This window comes from Streptomyces sp. NPDC027663 (assembly GCF_055566415.1).
In genome coordinates, this window is record NZ_JBVHSK010000002.1 from 806289 (window position 1) to 819777 (window position 13489).

13 protein-coding genes are annotated in these 13489 nt (G+C 72.3%); 2 read left to right on the forward strand and 11 right to left on the reverse strand.

The genetic code is table 11. The features are described 5' to 3' along the window. The first annotated feature begins 106 nt into the window (after nt 1–106). Complete coding sequence (locus ACZ4SF_RS08565) at nt 107–1363, forward strand: APC family permease (RefSeq protein WP_468379994.1); 1257 nt, start codon at nt 107–109, stop codon at nt 1361–1363. A 170-nt stretch (nt 1364–1533) separates the two neighbouring features. Beyond that, entirely contained in the window at nt 1534–1935 is a 402-nt protein-coding gene (locus tag ACZ4SF_RS08570) for a YccF domain-containing protein (protein ID WP_468380450.1), read from the forward strand. 129 nt (nt 1936–2064) lie between these two features. Here ACZ4SF_RS08570 and htpX read toward each other — a convergent pair whose 3' ends face one another. The 11 genes from htpX to ACZ4SF_RS08625 all read right to left on the reverse strand — a co-directional run bounded on the left by htpX (nt 2065) and on the right by ACZ4SF_RS08625 (nt 13290). Beyond that, nucleotides 2065–2925, reverse strand: coding sequence for a zinc metalloprotease HtpX (gene htpX, locus ACZ4SF_RS08575; RefSeq protein WP_468379997.1), 861 nt, complete (start codon nt 2923–2925; stop codon nt 2065–2067). Between the two features lie 197 nt (nt 2926–3122). Further along, nucleotides 3123–4646: an NADH-quinone oxidoreductase subunit N gene (locus ACZ4SF_RS08580; RefSeq protein ID WP_468379998.1), complete on the reverse strand. Its 1524-nt coding sequence runs from the start codon at nt 4644–4646 to the stop codon at nt 3123–3125. After that, nucleotides 4643–6217, reverse strand: coding sequence for an NADH-quinone oxidoreductase subunit M (locus ACZ4SF_RS08585; RefSeq protein WP_468380001.1), 1575 nt, complete (start codon nt 6215–6217; stop codon nt 4643–4645). The genes ACZ4SF_RS08580 and ACZ4SF_RS08585 overlap by 4 nt, the downstream gene beginning before the upstream one ends. A 6-nt stretch (nt 6218–6223) precedes the next feature. After that, nucleotides 6224–8218, reverse strand: coding sequence for an NADH-quinone oxidoreductase subunit 5 family protein (locus tag ACZ4SF_RS08590; RefSeq protein ID WP_468380003.1), 1995 nt, complete (start codon nt 8216–8218; stop codon nt 6224–6226). Next, nucleotides 8215–8604 carry an NADH-quinone oxidoreductase subunit NuoK gene (gene nuoK / locus ACZ4SF_RS08595; protein WP_468380006.1) on the reverse strand — a complete coding sequence of 130 codons (390 nt, stop codon included), beginning with the start codon at nt 8602–8604 and terminating at the stop codon, nt 8215–8217. Before nuoK ends, ACZ4SF_RS08590 begins: the two co-directional genes overlap by 4 nt. Then, on the reverse strand, nt 8604–9260 hold the full coding sequence (locus ACZ4SF_RS08600; protein ID WP_468380009.1) for an NADH-quinone oxidoreductase subunit J family protein: 657 nt from the start codon (nt 9258–9260) through the stop codon (nt 8604–8606). The genes nuoK and ACZ4SF_RS08600 overlap by 1 nt, the downstream gene beginning before the upstream one ends. Next, nucleotides 9257–9880, reverse strand: coding sequence for a NuoI/complex I 23 kDa subunit family protein (locus ACZ4SF_RS08605; protein ID WP_468380012.1), 624 nt, complete (start codon nt 9878–9880; stop codon nt 9257–9259). The genes ACZ4SF_RS08600 and ACZ4SF_RS08605 overlap by 4 nt, the downstream gene beginning before the upstream one ends. 2 nt (nt 9881–9882) lie before the next feature. Further along, nucleotides 9883–10851 (reverse strand): complex I subunit 1/NuoH family protein, encoded by a 969-nt coding sequence (locus ACZ4SF_RS08610; protein ID WP_468380015.1) that lies wholly within the window; start codon nt 10849–10851, stop codon nt 9883–9885. Next, on the reverse strand, nt 10848–12281 hold the full coding sequence (locus ACZ4SF_RS08615; protein WP_468380018.1) for an NADH-quinone oxidoreductase subunit C: 1434 nt from the start codon (nt 12279–12281) through the stop codon (nt 10848–10850). Before ACZ4SF_RS08615 ends, ACZ4SF_RS08610 begins: the two co-directional genes overlap by 4 nt. Continuing rightward, a complete protein-coding gene (locus ACZ4SF_RS08620; protein WP_468380020.1) occupies nt 12278–12880 on the reverse strand; it encodes an NADH-quinone oxidoreductase subunit B in 603 nt (200 codons plus the stop codon). The genes ACZ4SF_RS08615 and ACZ4SF_RS08620 overlap by 4 nt, the downstream gene beginning before the upstream one ends. Continuing rightward, nucleotides 12871–13290: an NADH-quinone oxidoreductase subunit A gene (locus ACZ4SF_RS08625; protein WP_468380022.1), complete on the reverse strand. Its 420-nt coding sequence runs from the start codon at nt 13288–13290 to the stop codon at nt 12871–12873. The genes ACZ4SF_RS08620 and ACZ4SF_RS08625 overlap by 10 nt, the downstream gene beginning before the upstream one ends. Nucleotides 13291–13489 lie beyond the last annotated feature (199 nt).

Sequence of the window (13489 nt, forward strand, 5' to 3'; positions counted from 1 at the left end):
TTCTCGGTAGGGACCCGCTGTCCGCCGCGCGCGTGTTCGTGCCGTGTCGACGAAGAGGACGCCGCGGATCCGTCCGGCGGTTGCCGCACTCAGTAGGGTGCGGCGCATGACACCCACCGATGTCCGGCTGCGCCGCACCCTGGGCGTGCGGGACGCCGTGGTCGTGGGTCTCGGCTCGATGGTCGGCGCCGGCGTCTTCTCGGCCCTGGGGCCGGCCGCGCGCGCGGCCGGCCCGGGGCTGCCGGCCGGGCTGGCGCTCGCCGCCGTGGTGGCCTACTGCAACGCCATGTCCTCGGCCCGGCTCGCCGCCCGCTATCCCGCATCGGGCGGCACGTACGTGTACGGCAGGGAGCGGCTGGGCGCCTTCTGGGGCTATCTCGCCGGCTGGGCGTTCGTGGTCGGCAAGACGGCCTCCTGTGCGGCCATGGCGCTCACCGTGGGCGCGTACGTCTGGCCGGGGCACGCGCACGCGGTGGCGGTCGCTGCCGTGGTGGCGCTGACGGCCGTCAACTACGGCGGGATCCAGAAGTCGGCGTGGCTGACGCGGCTGATCGTGGCCGTCGTACTCGCCGTTCTCGCGGCCGTGGCCGTGGTGTGCCTCGCCTCCGGGCAGGCGGACGCGGGGCGGCTGGACGCCGGGCTGCCGTCGGGCGCGGGCGGGGTGTTCCAGGCGGCCGGGCTGCTGTTCTTCGCCTTCGCTGGGTACGCGCGGATCGCCACCCTCGGCGAGGAGGTGCGCGATCCGGCACGCACGATTCCGCGGGCCATCCCGCTGGCCCTGGGGATCGCTCTGGTGGTGTACGCGTGCGTGGCCGTCGCGGTGCTCGCCGTCCTGGGCGCGGACCGGCTCGGTCACGCGGGGGCGCCGCTGGCCGACGCGGTGCGGGCGGCCGGGGCACCGGGGCTCGTGCCCGTGGTGCGGGCCGGGGCGGCGGTGGCGGCGCTGGGCTCTCTGCTGGCGCTGGTCCTCGGTGTGTCCCGTACGACGCTCGCCATGGCCCGGGACGGGCATCTGCCGGGTGCCCTGGCGGCCGTTCACCCGCGGTTCCAGGTGCCGCACCGGGCGGAGGCGGCCGTGGGCGTGGTGGTCGCCGCAGTGGCCGCGACGGTGGACGTGCGCGGCGCGATCGGCTTCTCGTCGTTCGGCGTGCTGGTCTACTACGCCGTCGCCAACGCCTCTGCCTGGACGCTGAGTACGGCTCCGCTGTCCCGCGTGGTGCCTGCGGTGGGCCTGTTGGGCTGCGCCACGCTGGCGTTCGCGCTGCCCGTGGTCTCGGTGGCCGTGGGCGTGGGCGTGCTCGCGGTGGGGGTGGCGGCCTACGTCGTACGACGGTGGTGGCCACGCCGGCGCACGACGACCTGAGGCGCACCGGCGCACGCCGCCGCCGCGCGGAAGGCGGCGAACCCGGCCGGGATCGTCTCGGAACGTTCCCGATCACGCCACAACGACGCTGCGGTTCCGCCCGGGCGGATGATCCGCTGATACTTGTGGCAGCAGGCATGCCGGCGGTGCGTCCTGGAAAGGTGCCGATCATGAAGGTGTTCAACCTGCTGCTCAACATCGTGTGGCTCGTCTTCTGCGGCCTCTGGATGGCGATCGGCTATCTGATCGCGGCGGTGATCTGCTTCGTCCTGATCGTGACCATCCCGTTCGGCATCGCGTCGCTGCGCATCGCCGGTTTCGTGCTGTGGCCGTTCGGGCGGACCACCGTGGAGCGGCCGGAGGCGGGTGCCGGGTCGGTCATCGGCAACGTGATCTGGGTGATCTTCGCGGGCTGGTGGCTGGCCCTGTGGCACCTGATCACGAGCATCCCGCTCTTCCTGTCGATCATCGGCATCCCCTTCGGCTGGGCGAACCTCAAGCTCATCCCGATCTCGCTCATGCCGCTCGGCCACGAGGTGGTGCCGTCCGACCAGGGGTTCGCCGGACGCTGACCGCACGGCGCCGGAACGGCGGGCGGCCGCGGGTCCGGCCACGGGCCCGCCGGTGCGGCGGTCAGGGACCTGGGCCCGGCTGGGTCGGGTGGCGGAAACCGGTCAGGAAACCGGTCAGGGCGCCGGTCGTCAGGGGCGGCCGGCCATCTTCTCGAGGCGGGCGATCCGCTCCGCCATCGGCGGGTGCGTGGAGAACATCTTGGACAGCCCCTGGCCCGGGCGGAACGGGTTGGCGATCATCATGTGGCTCGCCGTCTCGATCCGGGGCTCGGGGGGCAGCGGCAGTTGCTTGGTGCCCGTCTCCAGCTTGCGCAGGGCGCCGGCGAGGGCGAGCGGGTCGCCGGTCAGCTGGGCACCCGAGGCGTCCGCCTCGTACTCCCGGGAGCGGCTGACGGCCAGCTGGATGAGGGTGGCGGCGAGTGGGCCGAGGATCATGATCAGCAGCATGCCGAGCAGGCCGGGACCGTCGTCGTCGTCCGAGCGGCCGATCGGGATCAGCCAGGCGAAGTTCACCAGGAACATGATCACGGAGGCGAGCGCGCCGGCGACCGAGGAGATGAGGATGTCACGGTTGTAGACGTGACTCAGCTCGTGGCCGATGACGCCGCGCAGCTCGCGCTCGTCGAGCAGGCGCAGGATGCCCTCGGTGCAGCACACGGCCGCGTTGCGCGGGTTGCGGCCCGTGGCGAAGGCGTTGGGGGCCTCCGTGGGCGAGATGTAGAGCCGGGGCATGGGCTGGCGGGCCTGCGTGGACAGCTCGCGCACCATCCGGTACAGCGCGGGGGCCTCGAACTCGCTGACCGGGCGGGCTCGCATCGCGCGCAGCGCCAGCTTGTCGCTGTTCCAGTACGCGTACGCGTTCGTGCCCAGAGCGACCAGGACCGCGACGATCAGTCCGGTGCGGCCGAAGAAGCTGCCGATGACGATGATGAGTGCGGACAGTCCCCCGAGGAGTACGGCGGTCCTGAGCCCGTTGTGCCGGCGGTGCACGGTGCGCCCTCCAAGTCGTGCAGCTGGGGAACACTCTGATCCAGTGGACCCTCCCGCTGGTGACAACGCCAGGCGGCGGCCACGAGTTCCCCGGTGCGTACGGCGGTGCACCGGCCGCCCGGGAAGCGCACGGGTGACGTGCGGGTCCGGCCCTGCGCGCGGGACGGAACGGGTGCCCCGCGCGCGCGTGACCACTCCTAGAAGAGCCCGGTGGCCGCGAAGCGGAGGACCAGCTGGGGTGCTCCGGACAGGGCAAGAGCGACGACGCCGGTGAGGGCGACGGCGGCCGTGAGGGGGGCCGGGACGCGGTGCCGGGCGGGCTCGCCGTCGGGGGCGCGGAACAGCAGGGCCGTCCACTGCAGGTAGTAGAAGAGGGCGATCACGACGTTGACGGCCATGACCACGGCAAGCCAGCCGAGGCCCGCGTCGACGGCCGCCGAGAACACGATGACCTTGGCGAACAGACCGATGACGCCCGGCGGCAGACCGGCCAGGCACAACAGGAAGAAGGCCAGCAGCAGGGCGGTGGCCGGGTTGGCGGCGTACAGGCCCCGGTAGTCGCTGAGCCGGTTCAGCGCCCGGCTGCGGCCCACCACGGCGGCCACCGCGAAGGCACCGAGGTTCACGGCGGCGTACATCAGGGCGTACGCGACCGTGGAGCCGATCGCCTTCTCGGCGTCCTTGGTGTATCCGGCGGCGGCGATCGGCACCAGCAGGTACCCCGCCTGGCCGACGGAGGACCAGGCGAGCAGCCGTACGGCGCTGTACGCGCGCGTGGCCTGCTGGCGCAGGGCGGCGACGTTGCCGACGGTCATGGTCAGGGCGGCCAGGGCTGCGAGCGCGGGCCCCCAGACGTCGGCGTACGAGGGGAACGCGACGACGGTGACGAGGATGAGGCCGGAGAAGCCGACGGCCTTGCCGACGACCGACAGGTAGGCGGCTACCGGCAGGGGTGCGCCCACATAGGTGTCGGGCACCCAGAAGTGGAAGGGCACGGCGGCCGTCTTGAAGGCGAAGCCGACGAGGGTGAGGACGACACCGGTCTGGGCGAGGGTGTGCAGCTGGCCGTCGACGTGCGGCAGGCGCTGGGCCACCTGGGTGAGGTAGAGCGTGCCGGTGGAGGCGTAGACGAAGCTGATGCCCATCAGGCTGACCGCGGTGGCGGTGACCGAGGACAGGAAGAACTTCAGGGCGGCCTCGGAGGACCGCTTTTCGCCGTGCCGGATGCCGACGAGGGCGAACGCGGGCAGGGAGGCGACCTCCAGGGCGACGATCAGGGTGGCCAGGTCGCGGGAGGCGGGCAGCAGGGCGGCGCCGGCCGCGGAGGACAGCAGCAGGAACCAGAATTCGCCCGCCGGGACGCGTCGCCGGTCGTCGTCCACGTTCGTGACCGACAGCAGGGCCGCGAGCAGGGCGCCGCCGAGGACCAGGAACTGGATGACGAGGGTGAACCGGTCGACGGTGTAGCTGCACGCGCGCGTGCCGCCGGTCAGGCAGAAGGTGCTGCGGTTGCCGTCCAGGAGGGGCAGGAGCAGCAGGGCCGAGGCGGCGAGTCCCGCGACCGAGACCCAGCCGAGGACGGCCTTCCTGGGCTCGGGCACGAACAGGTCGGCGACGAGGACGGCGAGGGCCACCACGGCGGCGAGGGTGGGCGGGGCGATCGCGAGCCAGTCGACGGACTGGACCGTCGACTGGGCGAGCGGCTGGGCCAGGGCGCTCATCGGGTGCCTCCTGCGAGGAGCTGCTGCACGGCCGGGTCGGTCAGGCCGAGCAGGGCCTTCGGCCACAGTCCGGCCAGGACGGTGAGGGCGACGAGGGGTGTCCAGGCGGCGAACTCGTAGCCGTGCACGTCGGCGAGCTTCGGAATCTCCTGCTCCGCGCCGCCCATGCAGACCCGGCGGACCACGATCAGCATGTAGGCGGCGGTCAGCAGGGTGCCGAACGCGCCGATGGCCGTGAAGGTGAGGAACGCGGGCCTGCTGAGGTCCGCGGCGGGCTCGAACGATCCGAACAGGGCGAGCATCTCGCCCCAGAACCCGGCGAGTCCGGGCAGGCCGAGGGAGGCGACGGCGCCGAAGGCGAGCAGGCCGCCGAGGCGCGGAGCCTTGCCGTACAGGGCGGCGCCGGTTCCCTCGGCGAGGGTGTCCAGGTCGGTGGTGCCGGTGCGGTCCTTCAGCGCGCCGACCAGGAAGAACAGCAGGCCGGTGATCAGGCCGTGGGCGATGTTGGCGAACAGGGCGCCGTTCACGCCGGTCGGGGTCATGGTGGCGATGCCGAGCAGGACGAAGCCCATGTGGCCGACGGACGAGTAGGCGATCAGGCGCTTGAGGTCGCCCTTTGCGCCCTGCTTGGCGAGGGCCAGGCAGGCCAGGGATCCGTAGATGATCCCGACGACGGCCAACGCGGCGAGGTACGGCGCGAAGGTGCGGAAGCCATGCGGCGCCACCGGCAGCAGGATGCGCACGAACCCGTACGTGCCCATCTTCAGCAGGACACCGGCCAGCAGCACCGAGCCGACGGTCGGGGCCGCGGTGTGGGCGTCGGGCAGCCAGCTGTGCAGCGGCCACATCGGTGTCTTCACAGCGAGCCCGATCCCGATCGCCAAAACGGCGATGACCTGCACGGATGCGGTCAGCGACCGGCCGTTGTCAGTGGCGAGTGCCACCATGTCGAACGTGCCCGCCTTGATTCCGATCAGGAGCAGGCCGAGCAGCATGACCACGGAACCGAGCAGCGTGAACAGGATGAACTTCCACGCGGCCCGGGTCCGGCCCTCGCCGCCCCAGCGGGCGATGAGGAAGTACATCGGGATGAGCACCATCTCGAACGCCAGGAAGAACAGCAGCAGGTCGAGGACGGCGAAGGTCGCGAGGGTGCCGGACTCGAGCAGGAGCAGCAGCGCGACGAAGGCCTTCGGAGACCCGCCCTTGGGCGGGTTGAAGTAGGAGTACAGCGCGCAGAGGAAGGTCAGCAGCGCGGTCAGGACCAGAAGGGGGAGCGAGATGCCGTCGATGCCGAGGTGGATCCGCACGTCGAGCGCGGGGATCCAGCTGATGTCGGTCGTGGCCTGCATCTTCGACGGATGGCCGTGGTCGAAGCCGAGCGCGAGCACGATCGCGGCGACGAGGATCGCGCCGGTCACGGTCACGCCGTGCCGGAGCACGGCCTGCGCGGGCGACTTCCCCTTCAGTCCGGGCGGGGTCGGGAGGAGAGCGGCGGCGGCGCCGAGGAGCGGGCCGACGACGACGAATGCCAGAAGGAACTGCATCACGGACTCGTTGATATCGATCACGCCTGCTCACGCTCCCGTGGCGACGAGGAGGACGGCGACCGCCAGGACGACGGTGCCGGCGAGCAGCGCGCTCACATAGGTCTGCACATTGCCGGTCTGGGCGCGCCGCACGGCGGCCCCGAGCAGCCGGGGCAGGGCGGCGGCGGCGCCTACGTAGGTCTCGACGACCTCGCGGTCGAGGAACCGCACCAGACTCGCGCCGGCCTGGACCGGACGGACGAACAGGGCCGTGTACAGGGCGTCCAGGTGGAAGCCCGAGGCCGCGGACCGGTGCAGCGGGCCGAGCAGCAGCCTGCCGGGGTCGGCCGGGTCGGGGGCGTAGGCGATGTCGCCGTAGGCCGGCTCGTGGGTGGCGATGGCCTCGGCCTCGACCAGTCCGGCGTCGCCCTCGGGGTGGGCGGCGACGGCGCCCAGCGGGGTGCGGGCGGCGAGCGCGCTGGTGCGCTGCCAGGCGCCGTAGGTGAGCAGCCCGCCGACGAGGGCGAGGCCGGTGCCGAGGACGGAGGTGAGGAGGGTCGGGGTCAGATCGCGGCCGTCGAACCAGTCGGGCAGGACGCGGTAGGCGAGCCCGCCGAAGGCGAGGGACGGGACCGCCAGGACCCACAGCACCACGGTCATGGTCAGCGGCTGGCGCCCGTGGTCGGGGGCCTCGGCGCCCCGGCCGCGGAAGGCGAGCAGCCACAGCCGGGTGGCGTACGCGGCGGTCAGCAGCGCGGTGAGCAGTCCGGCGACGAGGACGATCCAGCCGGCGGCGCCGGGGGCCTGTTCGGTGTGGCCGGCGGTCACGTGCTCGGCGGCGCCGAGGACGGACTCCTTGGAGAAGAAGCCGCTGAACGGGGGGATCGCGGCGAGCGCGAGCAGTGCCACGGTCATCGTCCAGTAGGCGTCCGGGATGCGGTCGCGCAGGCCGTGCATGCGGGACATGGCGGCCAGCGAGTTGGTGCCGGCGGCGTGGATGATCACACCTGCCGCGAGGAACAGCAGCGCCTTGAAGGCGCCGTGCGAGAGGAGGTGGAAGACGGCGGCACCGCGGTCGCCGACGGCGAGGGCGCCGGTCATGTAACCGAGCTGGCCGATCGTCGAGTAGGCGAGGACGCGCTTGATGTCGTCCTGGGCGAGCGCGGCGAGACCGGAGCCGGCCATCGTCACGGCGGCCATCACGGCGAGGACGACCATCGCGGCCGAGGAGGCCTCGAACACCGGGAGGAGACGGGCGATGAAGTAGACACCGGCGGCGACCATCGTCGCGGCGTGGATCAGCGCCGAGACGGGCGTCGGACCCGCCATCGCGTCAGGCAGCCAGGTGTGCAGCGGGAACTGCGCCGACTTGCCCGCGACGCCGGCGAGCAGCAGCAGCGCGATCAGCGTCGGGTGGTCGAGGCCGCCGCTCGCCACGGCGCCGAGCACACGGGTGATGCGGAACGACCCGGTGTCGGCGGCCAGCGCGAACAGACCGATGAGGAACGGCACGTCGCCGAGCTTGGTGACCACGAAGGCCTTCAGTGAGGCGGCGCGGGCCTCGGGGGTCTCCCAGTAGTGGCCCACCAGGAAGTAGGAGCAGATGCCCATGACTTCCCAGCCGACCAGCAGCACGATCAGGTCGCCGGAGTAGACGACCAGGAGCATCGCGGAGGTGAAGAGGGAGACGAGCGCGGCGTACGAGGGGTAGCGGGGGTCGTCGCGCAGGTAGCCGGTGGAGTAGATCTGCACGCAGGCCGCGACGAACGCGACCAGGACGGCGACGAGCGCGGCGAAGCCGTCGATGTGCAGGGCCAGCTCGATCGGGACGGACCCGGTGGGCGTCAGCTCGGTGTGGGCGTCCACGGCCTGGTCGCCGCCCTGGCGGACGGCGACCAGCGCGGCCAGCACGAGCGAGGCCAGTGGCGGCAGCACGGCGAGCGGGCGGACGAACCCGGGGGCGGTGCGGCCGAGCAGGAGGCCGGCGGCGGCGCCCAGGAACGGCAGGAGGGGGACGAGGACGGCGAGGGTGGTCGTGGTCACGCGGTGGCCTCAGCCTTCTCGGCCGCGGAGGAGCCGGTGCCCTCGGTGTCCGGGCCTTCGGACTCGGGGCCCTCGGCGGTGTCGCGGAGCTTGTCGATGTCGGAGGTGCCGCGGTTGCGGTGGACGGCGAGCACGATCGCGAGGCCGATGCCGATCTCGGCGGCGGCGATGGCGATGGTGAACAGGGTCAGCGCCTGACCGGAGTGCAGGGTCTCCCGGACGGTCCGGCTGAGCCAGACGTCGAAGGCGACCAGGTTGAGGTTGACGGCGTTGAGCATCAGCTCGACCGACATCAGGACCAGGATCGCGTTGCGGCGGGCGAGGACGCCGTACAGGCCGGTGCAGAAGAGGAGGGCGGAGAGTACGGCGGGGTACGCGAGGTGCATCAGCGGGCGCCTTCCTTCTCGCCGGGGCCGGCCGCGGGGAGGTCCGCACCGGCTGTCCTGCCCGGAGTGTCCTGGGTGCCGGGGCCGGCCGTGTCCGCCTTGGCCTTGCGGGACAGGACGATCGCCCCGACCAGGGCCGCGAGGAGCAGCACGGACAGGGCTTCGAAGGGCAGCACCCAGTACTGGAACAGGCTCGCGCCGGTGACCCGGGTGGTGCCGGCGGCGGGGCCGTCCAGCTCGATCCAGGTGGTGCGGAAGGCGTCCACGACCACCCAGACCAGGGCGACGGCCGCGGCGACCGCGACGGTCAGGGCGGCCCAGCGGTTGCCGGAGTCGGCGTCCGGGGAACGGCCGATGGGAGCCCTGGTGAGCATCAGTCCGAACAGGAGGAGGACGACGACGGAACCGACGTAGATCAGGACCTGCACCCAGGCGATGAACTCGGCGGTGAGCAGCAGGTACTCCACGGCGAGGCCGCCGAGCGCCACCACCAGCCACAGCGCGGCGTGCACCAGCTGCCGGGTGGTGACGGTGACGAGCGCGGCGCCGAGGGTGGCCAGACCGACGAGCAGGAACGCGATCTCGACGCCGGTCGGAGACAGGAAGCCGTGCGGGTCGGAGGCGGCCGCGGTGGCCGTTGCCTGGGCGAGGTTCACGACTCGCCCTCCTGCTGCTCCTGCGGCTCCTGCGGTGCGGCCTGCGCGGCGGCCAGCTTCTCGGCCGTCTTGCGCGCCGCGGCGATCTCCTTGGGCTCCTCCGCGCAGGGGTCCAGGGCGGGCGGGGCCGGGACGGTCCACATCCACTCGCGGAGCTTGTCCCGCTCGTGGGTGAGGTCGCGGATGTCGGTCTCGGCGTACTCGAACTCCGGGGACCAGAACAGCGCGTCGAAAGGACACACCTCGATGCAGATACCGCAGTACATGCACAGGGAGAAGTCGATCGCGAACCGGTCGAGGACGTTCCGGCTGCGCTCACGGCCACCCGGGGCGGCAGGCGGGACCGTCTCCTTGTGGGAGTCGATGTAGATGCACCAGTCCGGGCATTCGCGGGCGCAGAGCATGCAGACCGTGCAGTTCTCCTCGAACAGGCCGATCACGCCGCGGGTGCGGGGCGGCAGCTCGGGGAGGGCGTCCGGGTACTGCTCGGTGACGGACTTCCTCGTCATCGTGCGCAGGGTGACGGCCAGGCCCTTGGCCAGGCCACTGCCGGGAATCGGCCGGCGGGGCCGCCCGGAGGGCGTCGTCGAGGGGTGGTGGTCGGGTGACGGGCGGGACATGGTTACTGGATCACCACCTTGACGATGCCGGTGAGGGCGATCTGGGCGAGGGAGAGGGGCACGAGCAGGGTCCAGGAGAGCTTCTGGAGCTGGTCCTCGCGCAGCCGGGGGTAGGTGACGCGGAGCCAGATGACCACGAACGCGAGGATCGCGGTCTTCAGCAGGGTCCACAGCCAGCCGAGGCCGTCGGCGCCCCACGGGCCGTGCCAGCCGCCCAGGAAGAGAACGGTGGTCAGGCCGCACAGGACGACGATGCCGGCGTACTCGGCGAGCAGGAACAGGGCGAAGCGCAGACCGGTGTACTCGGTGTACGCGCCGAAGATGATCTCCGAGTCCGCGACCGGCATGTCGAACGGCGGGCGTTGCAGTTCCGCGAGTCCGGCGACGAAGAAGACGACCGCGCCGACGATCTGCCACGGCACCCACCACCAGTGGAAGGCGTGCAGGATGCCGGGCAGGGAGACGGTTCCCGCGGCCATGGCCACCGAGGCAGCGGCCAGCAGCATCGGCAGTTCGTAGGCGAGCAGCTGGGCGGCCGTGCGCAGGCCGCCGAGCAGGGAGAACTTGTTCGCGCTGGCCCAGCCGGCCATCAGCGATCCGAGCACGCCGACGCCCATCACCGCGAGCACGAAGAAGACGCCCGCGTCCAGGACCTGGCCGACGGCGCCCTCGCCCGGGCCGATCGGGATGGCGAGCAGGACGAGGAGGTACGGCAGCAGAGCCACGGCGGGGGCTAGCTGGAAGACGCGGCGGTCGGCGCCGGCCGGGACCACGTCCTCCTTCTGCGCGAACTTCACGCCGTCGGCGATGAGCTGGGCCCAGCCGTGGAAGCCGCCCGCGTACATCGGGCCGAGGCGTCCCTGCATGTGGGCCATCACCTTGTGCTCGGTCTGGCCGATGATCAGCGGGAAGGTGAGGAAGACGACGAAGACGACCAGGAGTCGCAGGGCGACGTCCAGCGCGTCATTCACTGCGGGCCTCCTGTGGGGTCTTCGGGGGTGTCCGGGTCTGAGTCCGGGCCTGCGTTCGAGCCTGCGTTCGAGCCGGTGTTCGGGCCGGTGTTCGAGTCTTCGGCGGCCTCAGGGCCCTCGGGTCGGCGGGACTCGGTCGTGCGCGCCGGCCCGGACTCGGGCGCCTGCCGCGACTCCGGGGCCGGGTCCTGCGGCGACTCCGGGGCCGGGTCCTGCCTCGACTCCGGGGCCGGGTCCTGCCTCGACTCCGGAGCCTTGTCCTTGCGCGACTGCGGCTGCGGAGCCTGCTGCTGTTCCGGTTCGGGTGTCCGCTCCTGCTCGTCGAAGGCGGGGCGGGCGTGGTGCCACGGGGCGTCAGAGCTGCGCGGGACCGTGCTGCGGCGGGCGGGGCCGCCCGGTTCCGTCGGTTCCGGCGACTTCGGCGCTTCGACCGGGCCCGTCGCTGCCGCCGGTCCCGTCGCTGCCGCCGGTTCCGTCGGTCCAGTCGATTCCGGGCCCTCCGCGGGTTCGGCCGGGGCAGGTTCCGGGGCCTGGGCGCGTTGTGAGGCCGAGCCCTGTGAGGCGCTGCGCGCGCGCCGCGGCCGGGCGGCCGTACCAGCAGCGGAACCAGTACCGGTGCCGGCACCGGCGGCATCGCCGGTACCGGAGCCGGGCGCAATGCCGGGGGCGGTGCCGGCTTCCTCCCCCGCCGGGGTCTGCTGGACGGCCTGGCCGGTCTGTGCGGCCGGGGCCGCCTGGCTGGCCGAGCCCTCCGAAGCCGAGCGGGTACGCCGTACCGGGCGGTCGCCGGCCGCGCGGGCCGGGCGCTCGCCCGCCGCGCGGCCTGCCGCTCGGGCCGGGCGGGCGGGGGCAGGGGGGAGCTGGCCCTTGAGGGGGCCCCACTCGTTGGGGTCGGGGACACCCGGGGGCAGCATCTGACGGCGCTTCGGGCCGCCGTGCGCCGCAGGCTCCCCCGGTTCCTTGGCACCGGGCCAGGCCTTGGCGACGCGGGCGGCGAGGACGAAGTCCTTGCGGAGAGGGTGGCCCTCGAAGTTCTCCGGGAGCAGGAGGTGGTCGAGGCCCGGGTGGCCCTCGAAGTCGACGCCGAACATCTCGTGGGTCTCGCGCTCGTGCCAGGCGGCGCCCGCGTAGACGCCGACGGCGGAGGGCAGGACCGGCGCCTCGTGCGGGACGGTCGTACGGACGAGGAGCCGACGGACCGGGTTCAGGGCGACGACGTGCGCGGAGACGCGGAAGCCGGTGCCTGGTTCGTCGACCGCGCTGAGCCAGTCGAAGTAGGTGCAGGACAGCGTCGTACGGGCGGTCTCCAGGGCGGTGAGCCAGGAGGCGGACGGTACGTCCACGGTCAGGAGGTCGTACGACTCCTCGGCCGTGGCGTCCGCGCCGAAGAGTTCCTCGGCGGAGGCGGGCAGCCAGCCGGCCGTGCTCATCGGGTCTCCCCCTCGGCGGCCGGCAGCGGAGGCTTCACCAGGTCGCTCTGCAGGGCGGCGGCCGACGGCCGGGCGGGCGCGTGGCCGTACCGCTCCCCCAGCGACTCGCGAGCGATCTTCTCCTGGAGCTTGAGGATGCCCTGGAGCAGCGCCTCCGGGCGGGGCGGGCAGCCGGGGACGTAGACGTCCACCGGGATGATCTGGTCGACGCCCTTGGTGACGGAGTAGGAGTCCCAGTAGGGGCCGCCGCAGTTGGAGCAGGCGCCGAAGGAGATGACGTACTTCGGCTCGGGCATCTGCTCGTACAGGCGCTTGACGGCCGGAGCCATCTTGTCCGTGACCGTGCCCGACACGACCATCAGGTCGGCCTGGCGGGGGCCGGGCGCGAACGGGATGACGCCGAGGCGGATGAAGTCGTGGCGGGCCATCGAGGCGGCGATGAACTCGATCGCGCAGCAGGCGAGGCCGAAGTTGAAGACCCAGAGCGAGTAGCGGCGGCCCCAGTTCAGGACGACCTTCATCGGCTCGGGAGCCAGGCGGGCCAGAGCACCCAGGCGCTTGGGCTCCGGCAGGTACACGGGATCCGGGTTCACGTCCATGCCAGGACGCCCTTCTTGTATGCGTACAGCAGGCCCACGGCGAGGAAGCCGAGGAAGATGAACATCTCCACCAGCGTCGTCGCGCCGTAGCCGGGGGCGGCGAAGACCGTCGCCCAGGGGAACAGGAAGATCGAGTCGACCGCGAAGATCACGTACAGGAAGGCGTAGACGTAGTAGCGGACCTGGGTGTGGGCCCAGCCCTCGCCGACGGGGTCTACGCCGCACTCGTAGGTCAGCAGTTTTTCAGGGGTCGGCACGACCGGGCGCAGCAGGCGGCCGGCGCCGAAGGCGACCGCGACGAACAGCACGCCGACCAGGGCGAGCAGCCCGACCACCGAGTATGACTGGAAGTAGCCGGCCGCGACGGCGTTCGCCGCGGTGACCGACGCGTCCCCCAACGTCTCCCGCACCGTCGTCCCTCGCTCCCTGACCTCGTGACCTTGGTGAACCCTGTGATGCAACGCGATTCGAGGATCTGTACGCACGGGAGTCTAGGCCCTGATAAAGAGACGGTAAGCAGCCCGTCACACCGTGAGACAGCCGGGGCCGGTGAGGGTGGGGTTTTCCCCAGCCGGCGGAGGGCGGCGTACCGCATGGCGTCAGGGGTGC

Coding starts and splice junctions, on each gene's coding strand:
- ACZ4SF_RS08615 (WP_468380018.1), bottom strand. CDS start 12,281: ATGAGCACGGCCGGCTGGCTGCCCGCCTCCGCCGAGGAACTCTTCGGC.
- ACZ4SF_RS08605 (WP_468380012.1), bottom strand. CDS start 9,880: ATGTCCCGCCCGTCACCCGACCACCACCCCTCGACGACGCCCTCCGGG.
- nuoK (WP_468380006.1), bottom strand. CDS start 8,604: ATGCACCTCGCGTACCCCGCCGTACTCTCCGCCCTCCTCTTCTGCACC.
- ACZ4SF_RS08570 (WP_468380450.1), top strand. CDS start 1,534: ATGAAGGTGTTCAACCTGCTGCTCAACATCGTGTGGCTCGTCTTCTGC.
- ACZ4SF_RS08580 (WP_468379998.1), bottom strand. CDS start 4,646: ATGAGCGCCCTGGCCCAGCCGCTCGCCCAGTCGACGGTCCAGTCCGTC.
- ACZ4SF_RS08565 (WP_468379994.1), top strand. CDS start 107: ATGACACCCACCGATGTCCGGCTGCGCCGCACCCTGGGCGTGCGGGAC.
- ACZ4SF_RS08620 (WP_468380020.1), bottom strand. CDS start 12,880: ATGGACGTGAACCCGGATCCCGTGTACCTGCCGGAGCCCAAGCGCCTG.